General features: G+C 58.2%; 17 protein-coding genes. 9 read left to right on the top strand and 8 right to left on the bottom strand.

The window, feature by feature from the left end:
* Nucleotides 1-33 precede the first annotated feature (33 nt).
* From pal to GOW98_RS13305, 9 genes are all read left to right on the top strand, one after another.
* Entirely contained in the window at nt 34-543 is a 510-nt protein-coding gene (gene pal / locus GOW98_RS13345; RefSeq protein WP_170332786.1) for a peptidoglycan-associated lipoprotein Pal, read from the top strand.
* A gap of 4 nt (nt 544-547) precedes the next feature.
* Nucleotides 548-1,372 carry a tol-pal system protein YbgF gene (gene ybgF / locus GOW98_RS13340; RefSeq protein ID WP_170332784.1) on the top strand — a complete coding sequence of 275 codons (825 nt, stop codon included), beginning with the start codon at nt 548-550 and terminating at the stop codon, nt 1,370-1,372.
* Nucleotides 1,369-2,622, top strand: a complete 1,254-nt coding sequence (gene tilS, locus GOW98_RS13335; protein WP_170332782.1) for a tRNA lysidine(34) synthetase TilS — start codon at nt 1,369-1,371, stop codon at nt 2,620-2,622. Before ybgF ends, tilS begins: the two co-directional genes overlap by 4 nt.
* Nucleotides 2,623-2,698: 76 nt before the next feature.
* Nucleotides 2,699-4,615: an ATP-dependent zinc metalloprotease FtsH gene (gene ftsH, locus GOW98_RS13330; protein WP_170332780.1), complete on the top strand. Its 1,917-nt coding sequence runs from the start codon at nt 2,699-2,701 to the stop codon at nt 4,613-4,615.
* A gap of 100 nt (nt 4,616-4,715) precedes the next feature.
* Nucleotides 4,716-5,291, top strand: coding sequence for an MOSC domain-containing protein (locus GOW98_RS13325; protein WP_170332778.1), 576 nt, complete (start codon nt 4,716-4,718; stop codon nt 5,289-5,291).
* A 165-nt stretch (nt 5,292-5,456) separates the two neighbouring features.
* Entirely contained in the window at nt 5,457-7,133 is a 1,677-nt protein-coding gene (locus tag GOW98_RS13320) for a formate--tetrahydrofolate ligase (RefSeq protein WP_170332776.1), read from the top strand.
* Nucleotides 7,134-7,191: 58 nt separating this feature from the next.
* Entirely contained in the window at nt 7,192-7,497 is a 306-nt protein-coding gene (locus GOW98_RS13315; RefSeq protein ID WP_170332774.1) for a chorismate mutase, read from the top strand.
* A gap of 52 nt (nt 7,498-7,549) precedes the next feature.
* On the top strand, nt 7,550-8,440 hold the full coding sequence (folD, locus tag GOW98_RS13310; protein ID WP_170332772.1) for a bifunctional methylenetetrahydrofolate dehydrogenase/methenyltetrahydrofolate cyclohydrolase FolD: 891 nt from the start codon (nt 7,550-7,552) through the stop codon (nt 8,438-8,440).
* Between the two features lie 277 nt (nt 8,441-8,717).
* Nucleotides 8,718-9,389, top strand: a complete 672-nt coding sequence (locus GOW98_RS13305) for a LytTR family DNA-binding domain-containing protein (RefSeq protein ID WP_254437999.1) — start codon at nt 8,718-8,720, stop codon at nt 9,387-9,389.
* A gap of 6 nt (nt 9,390-9,395) precedes the next feature.
* Here GOW98_RS13305 and pdeM read toward each other — a convergent pair whose 3' ends face one another.
* The 8 genes from pdeM to GOW98_RS13265 form a co-directional block, all read right to left on the bottom strand.
* A complete protein-coding gene (gene pdeM / locus GOW98_RS13300) occupies nt 9,396-10,058 on the bottom strand; it encodes a ligase-associated DNA damage response endonuclease PdeM (RefSeq protein ID WP_170332768.1) in 663 nt (220 codons plus the stop codon).
* A gap of 41 nt (nt 10,059-10,099) precedes the next feature.
* Nucleotides 10,100-12,511, bottom strand: coding sequence for a ligase-associated DNA damage response DEXH box helicase (locus tag GOW98_RS13295; RefSeq protein ID WP_170332766.1), 2,412 nt, complete (start codon nt 12,509-12,511; stop codon nt 10,100-10,102).
* A 40-nt stretch (nt 12,512-12,551) separates the two neighbouring features.
* Nucleotides 12,552-13,859 (bottom strand): ATPase, encoded by a 1,308-nt coding sequence (locus tag GOW98_RS13290; protein WP_170332764.1) that lies wholly within the window; start codon nt 13,857-13,859, stop codon nt 12,552-12,554.
* Nucleotides 13,860-13,975: 116 nt separating this feature from the next.
* Nucleotides 13,976-14,521 (bottom strand): prepilin peptidase, encoded by a 546-nt coding sequence (locus tag GOW98_RS13285; RefSeq protein WP_170332762.1) that lies wholly within the window; start codon nt 14,519-14,521, stop codon nt 13,976-13,978.
* Nucleotides 14,522-14,524: 3 nt separating this feature from the next.
* Nucleotides 14,525-15,376: a tetratricopeptide repeat protein gene (locus GOW98_RS13280; RefSeq protein WP_170332760.1), complete on the bottom strand. Its 852-nt coding sequence runs from the start codon at nt 15,374-15,376 to the stop codon at nt 14,525-14,527.
* Nucleotides 15,377-15,405: 29 nt separating this feature from the next.
* On the bottom strand, nt 15,406-15,942 hold the full coding sequence (locus GOW98_RS13275; RefSeq protein ID WP_170333063.1) for a tetratricopeptide repeat protein: 537 nt from the start codon (nt 15,940-15,942) through the stop codon (nt 15,406-15,408).
* Between the two features lie 52 nt (nt 15,943-15,994).
* Nucleotides 15,995-16,975 carry a type II secretion system F family protein gene (locus tag GOW98_RS13270; protein ID WP_170332759.1) on the bottom strand — a complete coding sequence of 327 codons (981 nt, stop codon included), beginning with the start codon at nt 16,973-16,975 and terminating at the stop codon, nt 15,995-15,997.
* A 10-nt stretch (nt 16,976-16,985) separates the two neighbouring features.
* Nucleotides 16,986-17,954: a type II secretion system F family protein gene (locus GOW98_RS13265; RefSeq protein ID WP_170332757.1), complete on the bottom strand. Its 969-nt coding sequence runs from the start codon at nt 17,952-17,954 to the stop codon at nt 16,986-16,988.
* Between the last annotated feature and the right edge of the window lie 4 nt (nt 17,955-17,958).

Raw genomic sequence — 17,958 nt, 5'->3', positions numbered from 1 at the left:
GCAATAAACCGATAAAACAACGAGGCACTTGAAATGAACGTATTGGGCAAACTCCTGGCCTTGGGCACGCTGAGCGTGATGGCCGCTTGTACAAACAACGATCCATCCGCACTGGGCGGTGGCGCTGGCGGTGGCGCGAATGGTGCGATTGCACCGGGTTCGCCCAGCGATCCGCGCTCACCAGCCTATTTCCAGCAAACCATCGGCGACCGGGTGTTGTTCGCGGTGGATCAGTCGACTCTGACGCCACAGGCGCAGCAAGTCCTGCAGGGGCAAGCAGATTGGCTGATGGCGAATCCGGACTATGTGGCTACCATCGAAGGTCATGCGGATGAGCAGGGCACGCGGGAATATAACCTCGGGCTTGGTGCCAAGCGTGCAAATGCGGCGCGTGAGTTTCTGATTTCGCGCGGGGTGGCAGGCAACCGTCTGACAACGGTCAGCTATGGTAAAGAACGCCCGATCGAGATTTGCAGCACCGAGGATTGCTATTCCAAGAACCGCCGCGCGGTGACGGTGCTGACCGGTTCAACCTTGGGGTAAGACGATGAAAGTTGCAGGATGGGTTCTGGCCGCGGTTGTTGCGACCGCCGGTATGGCACAAGCACAGGATCAGCAGACCCTGGCGGATATCCGTCAGGAATTGACGGTTTTGCATGTGGAGATTCAGCGCCTGAAGCGTGAGTTTTCGACCACCGGTTCACCGGCCCCGAACCTGTCCGGTAGTTCCGTTTTGGAGCGTGTGGACGCCATCGAGGCCGAACTGCAGCGACTGACAAGCCAGACCGAACAGCTGAACCAGCGGGTGCAGAACATCGTGACCGATGGCACCAACAGGATAGGTGACCTGGAATTCCGTCTGGTCGAACTGGAAGGCGGTGATCTGAGCACATTGGGTGAAACTTCGACCCTTGGTGGTGAAACCGAGATCACCGCAGCTGCACCTGCTGCCCCAATCGCTCCAGCTATCGCCGAGCAGGGAGAGCTGGCCGTAGGTGAACAGGCAGATTTCGACGCAGCCGCGCAGGCCTTGGCCGAGGGGAACTTTCAGGCTGCTGCTGATCAGTTCGCGCAGTTCGAAACCTCATACCCCGGCAGCCCCCTTGCACCCGAAGCCAACCTGAAACGCGGGCAGGCGTTGGAAGGTCTGGGTGACACGCGCGAAGCCGCGCGGGCGTTCCTTGCCAGCTTTACAGGTGACTCCGAGGGGGCATTGGCACCCCAAGCGTTGTTTGAGCTGGGTGCTGCGCTGGGACGTTTGGGTCAGACCGATCAGGCCTGCATTACCCTGTCCGAGGTTGGTGTGCGCTTTCCGGCGTCGGAAACTGTACCCGCCGCCACGCAGGAAATGGCGTCGCTGGGCTGTTCTTGACCGATCAGAGCGATACTCTTCGATCCGAACTCCGCGCGCGGCTGCCTGACCGGTTGCCGCCGCGTTTGGGAGTCGCCGTCTCAGGCGGTGGAGATTCGGTCGCTTTGCTGCACCTGCTGCACGAAATTACTCAGGATGAACAAACCAAATTGTTTGCCGCGACGGTGAATCACGGTTTGCGCCCGGAAGCTGCCGCCGAGGCCGATCAGGTGGCTGAACTGGCCGCGCGTCTGGGCATCCCCCACGAAACGCTGCTGTGGCAGGGTTGGGATGGTTCGGGAAACCTGCAAGATCAGGCACGGCAGGCGCGATACCGTTTACTAACCGATTGGGCGCGGCGCAGTGACATTCCGGCGGTCGCTCTGGGCCATACAGCAGATGATCAGGCCGAAACGGTCCTGATGCGTCTGGGCCGGGCATCCGGGGTTAATGGCCTTTCGGGTATGCCGTACGCGCGGGATCAAAACGGCATCACGCTTTTGCGCCCGATGTTGGGGATTACGCGCAAAAGCCTGCGGGACTACCTGTCACAGCTTGGCGAGAGCTGGATCGAAGACCCGTCGAATCACGACCAGAAATTTGACCGGATCAAGGCGCGCGAGGCGTTGACGGAACTTGGTCCGCTTGGGATTTCTGCTCAATCTTTGGCCCGGGTCGCTGAAAATCTTGCACAAGCGCGTGAGGCACTGGCGCTTTATACGCAGGAAACCGCGCGCAAGATTGCGAAAGTGGACGGCGGGGATGTCTGTATCGACCGTAACGGTTTTGGACTGCTTCCAGTGGAAATCCAAAGGCGGTTGGTTGTCGGAGCCATCGCCTGGATTGCGGGGCAGGGCTATCCGCCGCGCGGGGCAACCGTTGATCAGGCCGTGACTGCCGTTGGTGAGGGGCGGACGCTGACCCTAGCGGGCTGCTTGCTGATCTCGCATCAGGATAAAACGTGGTTTTGCAGGGAGCTAAACGCAGTGGCGACGGAAACCGCCGCGCCGTTAGAGGTGTGGGACAAACGCTTTGTTTTGTCCGGCCCGCAGACCGCAGGCGCTGAGGTCCGTGCGTTGGGAGAGGCCGGTTTGCCGCAGGTGCCCGATTGGCGCGCCTTGGGCAAACCGCGTCAGGCGTTGTTGTCTTCGCCCGCGGTTTGGAGTGGGGAAAACCTGCTGGCTGCACCTCTGGCAGACTATTCAAACGGTTGGACCGCTGAATTCGCCCCGCAAAAGCCAGAGTTTTACTCTTCGCTTTTATCGCATTGAACATGCTTGAATCATCTCTATTTTATAGAGCAACCCGGCAGGTCCCCATCTGCCGAAATCTTTTGGGAGATTTTCCTTGGGCAACGCTCGTAACATCGCCTTCTGGGTCGTTCTGTTTCTGCTGATCCTTGCACTGTTCAATTTTTTCAGCGGTCAGGGCGGAACACTTCAGAGCAATGAAAAAACCTATTCCGATTTCGTTACCGCAGTCGAAAGCGGCGAAGTCAAGAATGTGACGCTGGATGGTGAGCAGATTCGCTATACCACGCAAAGCGGCGCAACCTATGTCACCATCAAGCCTGATGATGCCGAGATCACCCAACTGCTGATCAAGGAAGACATTCCTGTTCAGGCGGTGAAACAGCAACAATCCGGGTTCCAGTCCTTCCTGATCACACTGCTGCCCTTCCTGCTGCTGATCGGTGTGTGGATTTACTTCATGAACCGGATGCAGGGTGGCGGCAAAGGTGGCGCGATGGGCTTTGGCAAATCCAAAGCCAAGATGCTGACCGAAAAGCATGGCCGCGTGACCTTTGATGACGTTGCAGGCATCGACGAGGCCAAGGAAGAGCTGGAAGAGATCGTCGAATTTCTGCGCAACCCGCAGAAATTCTCGCGCCTCGGCGGTAAGATCCCGAAGGGCGCTCTGCTGGTCGGCCCTCCGGGTACCGGTAAAACGCTGCTGGCCCGTGCCATCGCAGGCGAGGCGGGTGTACCGTTCTTCACCATTTCGGGTTCGGATTTCGTTGAGATGTTCGTCGGTGTCGGTGCATCGCGTGTGCGCGATATGTTCGAACAGGCCAAGAAGAACGCGCCTTGTATCGTCTTTATCGACGAGATCGATGCTGTGGGTCGCCACCGCGGCGCAGGTTACGGCGGCGGAAACGACGAACGTGAACAAACGCTTAACCAGCTGCTGGTCGAGATGGACGGGTTCGAAGCCAACGAAGGCGTGATCATTCTGGCCGCGACCAACCGTAAAGATGTTTTGGACCCTGCGCTACTGCGTCCGGGTCGCTTTGACCGTAACGTGACCGTCGGCAACCCCGATATCAAAGGCCGTGAGAAGATTCTGGGCGTGCACGCACGCAAGACACCTCTGGGTCCTGATGTTGATCTGCGTATCATTGCGCGTGGTACACCGGGTTTCTCGGGTGCTGATCTGGCAAACCTCGTGAACGAGGCCGCGCTGATGGCGGCGCGTGTGGGCCGTCGCTTTGTCACCATGGAAGATTTCGAGAACGCCAAGGACAAGGTGATGATGGGGGCCGAGCGCCGCTCGATGGTGCTGACCCAGGACCAGAAGGAAAAGACCGCCTATCACGAGGCCGGCCACGCCGTGGTTGGTCTGGAACTGCCGCTGTGCGATCCGGTCTACAAGGCAACGATCATTCCGCGCGGTGGTGCGCTGGGTATGGTTGTGTCGCTGCCGGAAATGGATCGCCTGAACTATCACCGCGATGAGTGTGAGCAGAAGCTGGCCATGACCATGGCTGGTAAAGCGGCTGAGGTGATCAAATACGGTGAAGACCACGTCTCGAACGGCCCGGCGGGCGACATTATGCAGGCCAGCCAGTTGGCACGCGCCATGGTGATGCGCTGGGGTATGTCGGACAAGGTCGGTAACATCGACTATGCTGAAGCCCATGAAGGCTATCAGGGCAACACCGCCGGCTTCTCGGTTTCGGCTCATACCAAAGAGCTGATTGAAGAAGAGGTGAAGCGCCTGATCCAGCAAGGTTACGAACGTGCCCACCAGATTCTGACGGACAAGAACGAGGAATGGGAGCGTCTGGCTCAAGGTCTGCTGGAATACGAGACCCTGACCGGGGACGAGATCAAGCGCGTCATGAATGGGGAATCGCCCAGCGAAGGTGATGACGAGGGCGACAAGCCGGATGAAGGCAGCGCGCCCAGCGTGACGGCGATCCCGAAGACAAAGGTCAAGAAGTCTCCGCCCGATGGCGGGATGGAGCCGGAACCTTCGGCGTAACGACATCAGACCCGGGCAAAGTCCCGGGTCTTTTTTCTTTCCAATCCGGATCGACTGCCCTCTATTGCCAGGCGAAGGAACGCCAGGGAAAGGGGCAATAATGCCGGTGATGCGCGAGACTGAATATCAGGGCGAAGTGGTCTGGCTGGGCCATGTGCCTGCAGGCGGCTCGATCCGCGCCAGTGCGGTCAAGGCGCTGGACCTTGGCTTTGCCGGGGATCGCGGAGCCCGGCATGAAGGGGTGAACCGGGCCTCATGCGTGAGGATGAAGAACCTTTACCCGCAAGGCACGGAAATCCGCAATGTGCGGCAACTGTCGGTGCTGTCGGCGGAAGAGATCGAGGTAACCGCGCAAGAAATGGCGCTGGATCAACTGGACCCGTCCTTTCTGGGTGCCAGCATCGTGTTGCGCGGTATCCCGGACTTTACCCACATCCCACCCTCTTCGCGGCTGCAGGTCGCGGGCGGCGTCACCATCACGGTTGATATGGAAAATCGTCCCTGCGTGATCCCCGGGCGCGAGATTGAGGCGGATCTGCCCGGACATGGAGTTGCATTCAAACCGGCTGCAAAGGGGCGGCGCGGGGTCACCGCATGGGTCGAGCGGCCGGGTGAATTGAGGCTGGGCGACCGGATGACCTTGTTTGTGCCGGACCAAAGGGCGTGGGCACCATAAGGGGCACTCGTTTCCGATCTGAAACCGCTGAAATGTCACTACGCCGTTTCGCGGCACAATTATGTCGGAATCCACGGCCATCTGTTTGGTGCACGACGGTATGGATTGCGCAGCGCCGACGCTCCGCGCCGGTTTTGCACGGCATTCAATCAGGGACCCTGCCCAATGAGCTATAAATCCGACATCGAAATCGCCCGCGAAGCGAACAAGAAGCCGATTCAGGAAATCGGTGCCAAGATCGGCATCGATTCCGCCGATCTGCTGCCCTATGGCCACGACAAGGCCAAAGTCAGCCAGGACTTCATCAACTCGGTTCAGGACCGTGAAGACGGCAAGCTGATCCTGGTCACTGCGATCAACCCGACCCCGGCGGGTGAAGGTAAGACCACCACCACCGTTGGTTTGGGTGACGGTCTGAACCGCATCGGTAAAAACGCGATGATCTGCATCCGCGAAGCCTCGCTTGGCCCGAACTTCGGCATGAAGGGCGGCGCTGCAGGTGGCGGTTATGCGCAGGTTGTTCCGATGGAAGAGATGAACCTGCACTTCACAGGTGACTTCCACGCGATCACCTCGGCCCACTCGCTGCTGTCGGCCATGATCGACAACCACATCTACTGGGGCAACGAAGCTGAAATCGACGTACGCCGTGTCGCATGGCGCCGTGTGGTCGACATGAACGACCGCGCTCTGCGTCAGATCACTGCGTCGCTGGGTGGTGTGTCGAACGGCTTCCCGCGTGAAACCGGCTTTGACATTACGGTGGCGTCCGAAGTCATGGCGATCCTGTGTCTGGCGACCGACCTGAAAGACCTGGAAAAGCGCCTGGGCGACATCATCGTGGCCTACCGCCGCGACAAGACTGCGGTTTACTGCCGCGACATCAAAGCCGAAGGCGCAATGACCGTTCTGCTGAAAGACGCCATGCAGCCGAACCTGGTTCAGACGCTGGAAAACAACCCGGCCTTCGTCCACGGCGGCCCCTTCGCGAACATCGCGCACGGTTGTAACTCGGTCATCGCGACCAAGACCGCTCTGAAAGTCGCTGATTACGTTGTGACCGAAGCTGGTTTCGGTGCCGATCTGGGTGCCGAGAAGTTCATGAACATCAAGTGCCGCAAAGCAGGCATCGCACCGTCGGCCGTTGTTCTGGTTGCCACCGTGCGCGCGATGAAAATGAACGGCGGCGTTGCCAAGGCCGATCTGGGTGCCGAGAACGTCGACGCCGTGGTCAACGGTTGCGCCAACCTGGGCCGCCACATCGAGAACGTGAAGTCCTTTGGTGTTCCGGTGGTTGTCGCCATCAACCACTTTGTCACCGACACTGATGACGAAGTTGAAGCGGTCAAGAGCTACTGCGCCGAACACGGTGTAGAAGCGGTTCTGTCGCGTCACTGGGAGCTGGGTTCGGACGGCTCGGCGCCGCTGGCTGAGAAAGTTGTCGAAATTGTCGAAGGTGGCACCGCGAACTTCGCACCGATCTACCCCGACGAAATGCCGCTGTTCGAGAAGATCGAAACCATCGCCAAGCGCATCTACCGTGCTGACGAGGTTCTGGCAGACAACAAGATCCGCAACCAACTGCGCGAGTGGGAAGAAGCAGGCTATGGCAACCTGCCGGTCTGCATGGCGAAGACCCAGTACTCGTTCTCGACCGATCCGACCCTGCGCGGTGCGCCCACCGGCCACTCGGTTCCGGTGCGTGAGGTTCGCCTGTCCGCGGGTGCTGGCTTTATCGTGGTTGTCTGCGGTGAGATCATGACCATGCCCGGTCTGCCCCGCAAACCGGCCGCTGAGACAATCCGTCTCAACGAAGAAGGCCAGATCGAGGGCTTGTTCTAAGCCGCCGAATAGGACATCTCGTGGTCCGGGGATATCCCCGGGCCATGAGGAGATCGCAATGCCCACTCTGACACCGCCGCAAGACTGCCAATCGATGCAGGAATTGCGGGCTCAGATCGACAAGCTGGATCGCCAACTGATCGAGATGTTGGTGACGCGCGCTGGTTACATTGACCGCGCTTCGCTGTTGAAACCCGGCGAGGGCCTGCCGGCCCGCATTCCGGAGCGCGTCGAAGAAGTGGTGCAGCGCGTGCGCGCAAGTTCAGGTGAGCTAGGGATGGACCCCGATCTTGCCGAGCGGCTTTGGCGCATTCTGATTGACTGGTCGATTGCCCGCGAAGAACGCGTGCTCGGCCCTGACTGAATGACCGGGCGCCCCATGCGCCCGTTCCGTTTTTGATAGAAGGGATCAAAGGATGGTAGCGCAGGTTATCGATGGGAAGGCCTTTGCCGCCAAAGTGCGGGGGCAGGTTGCCGATCAGGTTGCAAGGCTGAAAGAAGAAAACGGCATCACCCCCGGTCTGGCGGTGGTTCTGGTGGGCGAGGATCCGGCGAGCCAGGTCTATGTCCGCTCCAAGGGCAAGATGACCGTCGAGGTCGGTATGAACTCGTACGAGCACAAACTGGACGCCGAGACCTCGGAAGAGGACCTGCTGGCGCTGATCGATAAGCTGAACAACGATCCCGCTGTCCACGGCATTCTGGTGCAGCTGCCGCTTCCCAAGCACCTGAACGAAGATCTAGTGATCAACTCGATCGATCCCGCTAAGGACGTCGATGGCTTCCATATCTCAAACGTGGGCCTGCTGGGCACCGGTCAGAAGTCGATGGTGCCTTGCACCCCGCTGGGCTGCCTGATGATGCTGCGCGACTATCACGGCTCGCTGTCGGGCATGGACGCCGTTGTCATTGGCCGTTCAAACATCGTGGGCAAACCGATGGCGCAACTGCTGTTAGGCGACAGCTGCACCGTGACCATCGCGCATTCGCGCACCAAGGACCTGCCGGACGTCGTCCGTCGCGCCGACATCGTTGTTGCCGCTGTTGGCCGCCCCGAGATGGTGCCGGGCGACTGGATCAAGGAAGGCGCTACCGTGATTGACGTGGGCATCAACCGTATCGAGCGTGACGGTAAGAACAAGCTGGTCGGCGACGTCGACTATGCCAGCGCTGCCGAGCGCGCGGGCGCAATCACCCCGGTTCCGGGTGGTGTTGGGCCGATGACCATCGCCTGCCTGCTCGCCAACACGCTGACCGCCTGCTGCCGCGCAAACGGCCTGCCAGAGCCCGAAGGCCTGACCGCCTGATCTTTAGCGTACCTTTACCGTTTTAAGGGCCGAGGGGTGGAAAACTCCTCGGCCCACTTGTTTCATTAAGCTCGCATTAAGTTTTAAATCTCGGGCTTTGAATGTAACAGGTTCAGTGATAAACACGTAAATCCAACCGGTTATATAGTGAAGGTGTAAGCCGTCGGGGATTAGCTGGCCCCGCAGGTATTTTTAAGTAGGTATGAGAGTAACACTAAGCCCAATTCACGCCGAGATCACATTGCGCAGAGTGATTGCGGCTTTAGCTTTCCCTCCTTTGCTTGCGTCTGCTTTTCAGCCGTTTCCAGCCATCGACCTGAGTTTTGCCCAACGCCTTGTGTTCTGGATCGGGGTACTGTCGCTAGCCCTGTGTGTCGCACGGATTGCCAGAAAGGTGACGCATACCTACTTTGCAGACGCCCATTTTTCCTGGCGTGATACTGCGCTGGTTCTGGTCATACTGGGGCTCTTCGTTCCGTCTCTGTGGTTGCTGTCATACTTGTTAATCACCGTCACTGGGCAGCAAGCACCGGGTTTCTTGTCAGTTGCTCCGTATGGGGCGCTGTTTGCGACCGGGCTGGTTTTAGTGCGGGAGCATAGCCAGACTGAGCCGTCGGAGGAAGAGGTCGCATCTGTGGCGCCGAGGCTTGCGAAACGGTTGCCGGATACGTTTAAGGGCCAGATTTACCGCCTGACTGTCCGGGATCATGCCGTGGAAGTCGTGACGTCCGAGGGGATATTCACCATCCGGTCACGCTTTACCGATGCGATTGCCGAGATGGAGCCGGTCCCGGGTCATTGTACGCATCGCTCGCACTGGGTAGTGGATGCGGCCATCGCGGGGACCGAACGGCAGTCTGGGAAGACCTTTGTGCGGTTGAAGAACGGCGATCTGGTTCCCGTCAGCCGAAAATACAAACCGATGCTGGAACAGGATGGGATCCTCTGAGCCAGTTCACCTTGGCATGGGAATGATCTGCGGCTTGGGACCGGTCAGGATGGCCAAAGCCTTATCATCCATCAATGAGTTCAACACCTGATCCGAACTGCACAACCCGCCTGTATAGGTGCCGTAGGCGGGCAGAATCAGCCGTGTCTGATCGACCAGAAAAGCCGGGCGGGTGATCGCGCGCCCGCGTGTGCGCAGCCGGGCTTTGGGGTGGTAATGGCCGGACACCTCGGCCCGAGCCTCTGCCTGCGCGATATGTCGAAAGGTCAGCGGACCAACACTGCATTCAGACAGATGCGCTCCGCCCAGATCAATCGGGCCGGGATCGTGGTTGCCTTCGATCCAGATCCAGCGGCGACCGGCCTGCAAGGCGGTGATATCCCGTTTCTCATCCGGACCCATCGCCATGGACGCATCCAGATCGTCAAAGCTGTCGCCCAGGCAGATCACAGTGCCCGGATTGGTTTGCGTGACGTCGGCAGTTAGACGGGTCAGCGTTTCCTGACTGTCATAAGGCGGCAGGGTGGGGCCGCCGCGTCGGGCGATACGCTCGGATTTTCCCAGATGCAGGTCCGAGACACAGAGCAGGTTTTGCTCGGGCCACCACAATGCCCCGGACCTCAGCGCGCAGAGTCCCTGCCCGGCAAAAGAAAACGCAATGCTGTTCATGGTCCGTTCTTTGCGCGTTTCGGTCCGGGGCGCAAGCGGTATCAGCCGGGATCCAGCCCTGCGGCCTGCAACAGACGGGCGCTTTCCTCGGCCAACAGGCGTTCCTCGGCCGCGCCCTTGACCGGAACCTTGCCGACCTCAAGGAACAGCGGTGCCGCGAGGGGCGAGACGCGATCCAGTCGCAGCAAATCAATCCGGTCGCCGATACGTTCAACCATCGCCTCGATCCGCCCGAAATCCACCAGTCCGCGCATGGCCTCTTCGCGGGTGATCTGCATCAACAGGTGGTCGGGATCATATTTCAGCAAGGTGTCATACAGGATATCCGATGAGAACGTTGCCTGACGTCCGCTTTTGCGCTGCCCGCCGGTGTTGCGTTCGATCAGACCGGCAATCGTGGCCGAAGCGCGAAAGGTGCGCTTCATCACCGCGTTCCCGGCCAACCAAGTTTCTAGCCCCTCGCGTAGAGCGTCCAATTGGAATAGGGGGCGGGGGTCCGTGACGGCATCCAGCCCCCAGATCAGTGTGGCATAGTCGGTGGCCACGAAACCCAGCGGGGCAAGGCCTGTTTCCTCCATGCGTTTGGTCAGCAACAAGCCCAGCGTCTGTTGTGCGTTGCGTCCGGCGAAACCGTAGACACACAGGTTCTCGCGCCCGTCATTGGGAAAGCTCTCGATCAGCAGACGGTCGCGTTGGGGCAGGCGAGACATATCGCGCTGTAGGGCAAGCCAGTCGGCCGTGTGCTTAGGCAGTTGCGGCCAGTCGGGCTGCGCGAACATCTGCAGGATGCGGTCGCTCAGCTGCGTTGAGGTGGCGAATTTTGTGCCGGAGAAGACTGCCACCTTGGGCTTGCGATCCGCACGGCGGCTGACCTCGACAACCATTTCGCGCAGGCCCTCATAACGCACGATCTGACCGCCGATTAGAAATGTGTCACCTTGAGTGAGCGAGGCAGCAAAGGCTTCTTCAACCTCACCCAGTGGCTTACCGCCACGATTGCGTTTCAGGCGCACCTTGAGCGTGTCTGTGTCCTGAATGGTGCCGAGGTTCATGCGGATGCGCTGCGCCGCGCGTGGGTCTCGCAACTGCCATAGGCCATCTGCAAGTTGTTGTAGTCGCTGCCAGCGGTCGTAGGCGCGCAGGGCGTAGCCTCCGGTGGCACAGAACTCCAGACAGGCGTCGAACTCTGCGCGATTCAGTTCCGCATAAGGCCCGGCAGCAGTCATTTCGGCGAACAGCGTATCCGCGTCGAAGGGCCCGGCTGCTGCTGCGATCAGGATATGCTGGCACAGGACGTCGCGGGGACCCGTGCCGCGAGGTTCTCCGTCCAGATCATGTGCTTTCGCGGCCTCAAGCGCAGCGACACATTCCACCACCTCGAACCGGTTTGCAGGCACCAGAAGGGCCTTGGAGGGCGCGTTATAGCGGTGGTTCGCCCGCCCAATCCGCTGCACCAGACGTTTTACGTTCTTGGGGGCACCGATCTGGATCACCAGATCCACATCGCCCCAGTCGATACCTAAATCCAAACTGCCGGTGCAAACGATGGCGCGTAGGTCTCCGCGGACCATCGCGGCCTCAACCCGCTCGCGTTGTTGTCGGTCCAGACTGCCGTGGTGGATGCCGATGGGCAGGCTGTCTTCATTGGCGAGCCAGAGGTTGTGAAAAAAAATCTCGGCCTGTGCGCGGGTGTTGTGAAAGATCAGTGTCGTCTTGTGTTGCTTGATTTGATCCAGCACCGCAGGGATCGCATAGGCCGCACCTCCGCCTGACCACGGGGGCATTTCCTGCGTTTCCAGCATTCGGATGTCAGGGTCCGGACCGGGATCGGCCTGAATGATCTGGCAGGGGTCGGGGTGCCGGGCCAGAAACCGCGCGATCGCATCGGAGTCTTCGACCGTGGCCGACAGACCGACCCGGCGCAGGTCGGGGCACAGCGATTGCAGCCGCGCCAAAGCCAGCATCAGTTGATCGCCGCGTTTGCTTTCGGCCAAGGCGTGGATTTCGTCTACGATCACCCGTTGCACGCCTGCAAACATCCGTGGCGCGTCTTCGTATGACGTTAAAAGAGCCAGGCTTTCTGGTGTGGTCAGCAGGATATGCGGTGGGTCCACACGCTGGCGTTTCTTCTGCGTGGCCGAGGTGTCTCCGGTACGGTCTTCAATCCGGATGGGCAAGCCGATCTCATCTGCAGGTCCGCGCAGATTGCGACGGATATCGGCGGCCAATGCCTTGAGGGGCGAAACATATATCGTGTGCAACCCAACATGTTCTCGCTCGGCCAACTCGGCCAGGGTGGGCAGGAACCCCGCCATGGTCTTTCCGCCACCGGTCGGCGCAATCAGCAAAGTGGCCGGGTCCGATGCCCGGTTGAACATATCCTGCTGATGGGGGTGGATGGACCAGCCTTTGGCGGTGAACCAATCGGTGATCCGGGCGGGAATCTGCGTCATGCGGGCAGACTACCCGGCTCATCACCGAATTGGCACGGCGTTATTTGACGATTTTCTCGTCTTTGACGAACATGTTGGACCACGCGCGGTCGATCAGGTCAGGGCTCATCTGGTAAGGGATGCCCTCGAATTCACAAATCGAGATCATCTGGTCGATCAGGAAGATTGGCTGATAGTTCGCGTAGACATTGTTGATGGTTGGGTATTTGACCTTCAACAGGTGCACCAGTGCAGCCTCATCCAGCGGCATACCGCGTTTGCGGGCGACCATAGCGAAGATCTTCAGGAAGTTCTCCTGGTTCGGGCCGTCAATCTTGATCTTGAAGAAGATCCGGCGCAGGGCCGCTTGGTCGAAGATCTCGTTCGGGTGGAAGTTGGTCGAGAAGATGACCAACGTGTCGAAAGGCACTTCGAACTTTTCACCCGACTGCAGGCCGAGGATGTCCTTGTTCTCTTCCAGTGGAACAATCCAGCGGTTGATCAGCGCCTGCGGCGGTTCCTGCTGACGGCCAAGGTCGTCCACGATGAAGATGCCGCCGGTTGATTTTAGCTGCAATGGCGCCTGATAGGTCCGGGCCGTTGGGTTGTAGACCAAGTCCAACATGCTCAGTGACAATTCACCACCGGTCACAACAGTTGGGCGTTCGCACTGGACATAACGCGAGTCGAACCGTTTGCGGCGGCGGAGGCTGTTTGGGTCATCGGGTTCCTGCTCGATCGCGGTGTGCACGATCGGGTCGTAAACAGTGATCACCTGACCGGCGTATTCAATGGCATAGGGCACGTAGACATTGTCACCCAGTGCATCCCTGATCCCGTTCGAGATCGAGGATTTACCATTGCCCGGAGGGCCGTACATCAGAACCGAACGTCCAGCGCTGACCGCCGGGCCAAGCTGGTCCAGCAGGGTGTCGGGCAGAACCAGATGGCCCATGGCGCCAACCAGTTGATCGCGGGTTACCTGAATGTTGCGGATCGACTGACGCTTGACCTGCTCGCGGTAGACATCCAGCGGCACGGGCATGGCACCGAAGTATTCCGACTGGCTCAGCGCGTCCAGCGCGCGGGCCTTGCCGGCATCGGTTAACTGATAGCCCATCTCGTTTCCGCTATTGGCGTTCAGGGTACCGGTGGCCTCGACCAGCTTCTGCTCTCGAGCCATGTCGATCAGTTCCTGTGTGACGGAACCCGGTAGACAAATCGCTTCGGCGATCTCGGAAACGGTGTTAACGTTCTTGCGGAAGATCGTCTTCAACAAGATGTCTCGCATCATGACGATGGGCAGTTGCATTTCGCCCAGACCCTTGGGGGCAGGGGGAGCCATTACCGAGGTGGTCTGCATATTCATGAGCGTCGCCCGTCTATCCAGTTTTCACGCCAAAGGCCCCGAAAAGGGCCACTTGGGAAAATCTGTCCCGGCTTTGTGTCAGCACCAAGGCAGGGAAAAGGCGGCTTGGTGATAGTTCACGAGCCGTAAACAATTCCGAGGATCAGGTAGACAACGAGGCTGCCGCTCAGAGAGAGCCCCATCGGTATGTGTCTGGTCTTTTCCCAGCTTTCCCAATCGGGCGCGAAGTTACGCAGTGCCGTTGCGCGGGCCAATCTGTGAGCGACCAAGGCGGCTACGTTCATCGTTGTCAGAATGAGTAGGACCAAAAGATAGTCACCGGGCCAGACAAAGGGCGAGGCTGCGGCCAGAAACTTGGCGTCTCCGCCCCCCAATGCGCCGATTGCGTTGAACAATATCCCAATAATCAGAACTGGCACGGCATGCAGCAAATGCCAGAGGTAGGGTGGCAGCGAGATCGTCCACGACCCCACCGTGGCGGTTGTCCATTCCGTTGACCACGGTGGCAGTGCGAAAAGGCCGCCGACAACGAACACTGCAAACAGTGTTATCACAGCGTGGTTCTTGATCAACATATGACGCAGATCCACCAATACCACATACAGGCAAATCGGCAGAACGAAGGGCAAAAACCACAACGCTACATGCGCGGGAATGTTCATCAATCAGGCATCCTCGAGCGCGCGGAGCGAACGGACAGCCTCATCATAGTGCTGAGGATGGGTGGCGATGGCTTCACGGAAAAGGTTCTTGGCGGTTGCCACATCACCTTGCTTGACCGCAGAAATCCCCATTGTGTTCAACAGCACGGCGCGCTCGACCTGAGTCATTGGAACAACCGGCATATTGTAGTTGCCCTGAGCGGCGCGGGCCAGAACCAGATTGTTCTTGGCGGTGAACAGGGACTTGTCCTGCCGGATCGCCTCGGTGAACAAACGCTCGGCTTCCTCGTACTGGCCACGTGAGAGCTTGGAATAACCCCAATTGTTCATCACCCCGCCTGGCCGTGTGGTTAGACCGATCGCGGTTTCGTAAAAGTGATCCGCACGTTTCCAGTCTTTTTTGGAGTCGGCCACAACCGCCTCTAGGCGATAGCGTTTAAAGGTCTCGTAAGTGGGCGGCACAGAATCCAGAACGGTTTTGGCTTGTCCCCAGTTGCCGGCACGAACAAGGGCGTCGGCATACTCGACTTTGTCGACATTACCAGATCCCTTCATGGTCGTTACTTTTTTCCAAGCGGCGACGGCCTCGGTCGAGCGCTTCGCGCGGGAAAGAGAGATTGCCAGACCTCGTTGCAGGTCGATCCTGTCCGGGTTCTTAGCTGCAGCACCTTGGAAGTAAGTGACCGCCTCATTCGGGTCAGCAGCAGTCAGAAGTACCTCGCTCAGGTTCGTCTCTTCGATGACGTTGACCTCTTGGTAGGTACGCTCGACTTTTTCTTCCTCGGTTTCTTTTTCGCAGGCAGACAATATCAACCCGCACATCATCATCGGCGCAATCAAGAATTGTTGGCGCATTTTTGCGTCCTTTACTGCCCTTGCCTGTTTTATGGGAGCTTGCGCAGCGTATATTGCCCGTCGCCTTGCCGCTCCAGCGTGTATTCTTGTTCTTCCGCCGTAGTATTAACAGGATTTTCCATTTTTGCGAGTGCTAAGCGCAGATTGTCCCGGATTGCGTCACTTTCGCCATTGTTCAACGCGTAGGCGCGTTTAAAGACTTGAGTAGCCTCTGGGTATTCGCCAGTCTCGATCAGCAACACGCCAAGGTTGTTCCATGCAACCGACCATTCGGGGGCATTTTTTACAGCACGACGCAACAGCGGTTCGGCCTGTCCCAGACGACCAAGGCCCAGATTGGCTGTGCCCATCGACGTCAAAATCTCTGCTGTCATTCCTTGGTCCAGTGCAGCACGAGAAAAGGAATTCAGCGCCAGTTCGTATTCACCGGCGGCCATCAAACGGTTGCCGACTGCTATTTCGTCCGCATTTTGGCCTTTTGGGTCTATCCCGGGGGCATCCAGATCATCTGACAGGCCCGTATCCGTACAAGAGGCCACCATGGCGATCACCAAGGCGGCCTGCATAGCGTGGCGTATCGTGGATAGGATACGCACGAAGTTGGATGTCATGGAGGTATCAGCCACCACCTGCAAAATCTGCAATCCCTTTTGCCGAAGGCCCAACCAGAATTACCAGCAAAGGCGGCACCGTCAGCGTCATTGTGGCAAGTGTCATCTTGGTTGGCAACTTGTTCGCGGCTTCTTCGGCCCGCATCACGCGTTTGTCACGCATCTCGCCGGCATAAACGCGCAGTGCGTCTGCGATCGATGTACCGAAAGTAGCCGATTGGATCATCACGGTCACGAAGGCGTTGACATCCTGAACGCCACAGCGAGTTCCGAAGTCACGCAGCACCGAGTCCTTGTCCTTACCGGCCTTCAACTCGTAAGCAACAATCTGGAATTCCTGAGCGATGTCGGGGTAGGAGGATTTCATCTCGTTAGCAACCCGAACAATGGCCTGATCCAGAGACTGTCCTGCTTCGACACAGACAAGCATAAGATCTAGCGTATCGGGAAATCCGGCGGTAATCGATTCCTTCCGTTCTTCGACGCGCCGGGTGATCCAATATCGCGGCAGAAAATACCCTGCAGCGGCTGGGATCAGAACGCGGATCGCTATTTGGTTGCCGGTGAATTCCTGCCCGCCGGACAGTACTGTAATCAGCATTACGCCTACAAAAATACCGACAATGCCCAGCGCAAACTGTGCAAAGTGAAAGAACCGTACCGCATCTTTGGAGTGATATCCGGCCTGCCGCAGCTTGAGTTGCATAGCCGAAAGTTCGTCTTCGTTCTTCGGCTCAAGGAAGGTGGCAAACTTTTCAAGTTGCTCGTTGCGGCTGGCAGTGCGGAGCTTGTCTTTCTTGGACTTTTTGTTTGGCTTAGGCGCCGAATTTGATTTCTGCAGCTTTTTAAGCGGGTCTTCTGGCTGGCTTAGTATCAGAGATACGGCAATCAGGATCATGAATAACCCCAGAACGCCGATTATGATCAGAGGCCCGAATTCACCTAGGTGCTGTTTGGTCAGGTCGTTGATTTGGCTCAGAAATTCCATTGAGATATCCTCAGACCTTAATGTTAGTAAGAATGCGCATCACGATCAGGTTCAGTGTCAGCATGATACCGACAAAGAAACAGAGCGGGATAAACAAGGAGTGATCTACCACTTCGTCATAGTACGTGGGGTCGTTTACCAAAATGAAAACCAGGCAAAAAAGAGGAAAACCGGAAAGGAATTTGCCGGACCATTGCGCCTCGGCAGTGATCGCTTTTACGCGCCGGAACAGACGGAAACGGGCACGGATCACCTTTGCCAGACCAGCCAGGATTTCGGCCAGGTTGCCACCTGACTGCTGCTGGATACCGACGGCAACAGCCAAGAATCGAAGGTCTTGCATATCCAGACGCTCCGCCATCTCTTTGAGCGCCTCGCCCACGTCGCGGCCGTAAGCGCATTCGTCCGCGATGATGCCAAATTCCGTGCCCAGTGGATCCTGCACTTCGTTCGCGACGATCTGGACAGAGGATACAAACGGGTTGCCCACGTGCAGCGAGCGTACCATCAACTCAACCGCATCCGGCAGTTGCTCTTCCATCAGGGCCATGCGTTTTTTTGCCTTGTTGTTTACCCAGGCATAGACACCCCCCACACCGATAAATACCGACAAGGCCACTCGTAGAACCATATCTGTCGCGGTGCCGATGCTTAGGCCAACAAAGGCAAAGCAAGACAGCAAAGCCATGACAACGATCAATTGTCGCGGAGTGAAGGCAATGGCAGCCTTTTGTGCTTTGTCCGCCAGCAACGAATAGAGCGGAATGCTCTGCGTCTTCATATGCTGCCGCATTTCCTTGCGCAGCTGTTCCAATACCTGTTCACGACCGACACCTTTGTCGAGCATATCCAACCGGCGGTTAACGCGGCTGTTCAGGCTGATGGATTTTCCGAACGCGACAAGGTAGATACCTTCCACCAAGGCGAATACCGCGGCGAAGATCACGACATATATGAGCGCCTCAATAGGCAGTTGCATATTC

The organism is Ruegeria arenilitoris, assembly GCF_013032445.1.
GTDB classification, from domain to species: Bacteria; Pseudomonadota; Alphaproteobacteria; order Rhodobacterales; family Rhodobacteraceae; genus Ruegeria; species Ruegeria arenilitoris_F.
Note: the sequence above shows the minus strand (reverse complement) of the source record. Positions and strands in the feature narration are given on the sequence as shown.

Excerpts from the sequence above, each read along its gene's own strand:
- GOW98_RS13320 (WP_170332776.1), top strand. The coding sequence starts at position 5,457 with ATGAGCTATAAATCCGACATCGAAATCGCCCGCGAAGCGAACAAGAAG.
- GOW98_RS13325 (WP_170332778.1), top strand. The coding sequence starts at position 4,716 with ATGCCGGTGATGCGCGAGACTGAATATCAGGGCGAAGTGGTCTGGCTG.
- folD (WP_170332772.1), top strand. The coding sequence starts at position 7,550 with ATGGTAGCGCAGGTTATCGATGGGAAGGCCTTTGCCGCCAAAGTGCGG.
- GOW98_RS13285 (WP_170332762.1), bottom strand. The coding sequence starts at position 14,521 with ATGAACATTCCCGCGCATGTAGCGTTGTGGTTTTTGCCCTTCGTTCTG.
- GOW98_RS13290 (WP_170332764.1), bottom strand. The coding sequence starts at position 13,859 with ATGAATATGCAGACCACCTCGGTAATGGCTCCCCCTGCCCCCAAGGGT.
- GOW98_RS13280 (WP_170332760.1), bottom strand. The coding sequence starts at position 15,376 with ATGCGCCAACAATTCTTGATTGCGCCGATGATGATGTGCGGGTTGATA.
- GOW98_RS13315 (WP_170332774.1), top strand. The coding sequence starts at position 7,192 with ATGCCCACTCTGACACCGCCGCAAGACTGCCAATCGATGCAGGAATTG.
- GOW98_RS13295 (WP_170332766.1), bottom strand. The coding sequence starts at position 12,511 with ATGACGCAGATTCCCGCCCGGATCACCGATTGGTTCACCGCCAAAGGC.
- GOW98_RS13275 (WP_170333063.1), bottom strand. The coding sequence starts at position 15,942 with ATGCAGGCCGCCTTGGTGATCGCCATGGTGGCCTCTTGTACGGATACG.
- GOW98_RS13270 (WP_170332759.1), bottom strand. The coding sequence starts at position 16,975 with ATGGAATTTCTGAGCCAAATCAACGACCTGACCAAACAGCACCTAGGT.
- pal (WP_170332786.1), top strand. The coding sequence starts at position 34 with ATGAACGTATTGGGCAAACTCCTGGCCTTGGGCACGCTGAGCGTGATG.
- ybgF (WP_170332784.1), top strand. The coding sequence starts at position 548 with ATGAAAGTTGCAGGATGGGTTCTGGCCGCGGTTGTTGCGACCGCCGGT.
- GOW98_RS13265 (WP_170332757.1), bottom strand. The coding sequence starts at position 17,954 with ATGCAACTGCCTATTGAGGCGCTCATATATGTCGTGATCTTCGCCGCG.
- pdeM (WP_170332768.1), bottom strand. The coding sequence starts at position 10,058 with ATGAACAGCATTGCGTTTTCTTTTGCCGGGCAGGGACTCTGCGCGCTG.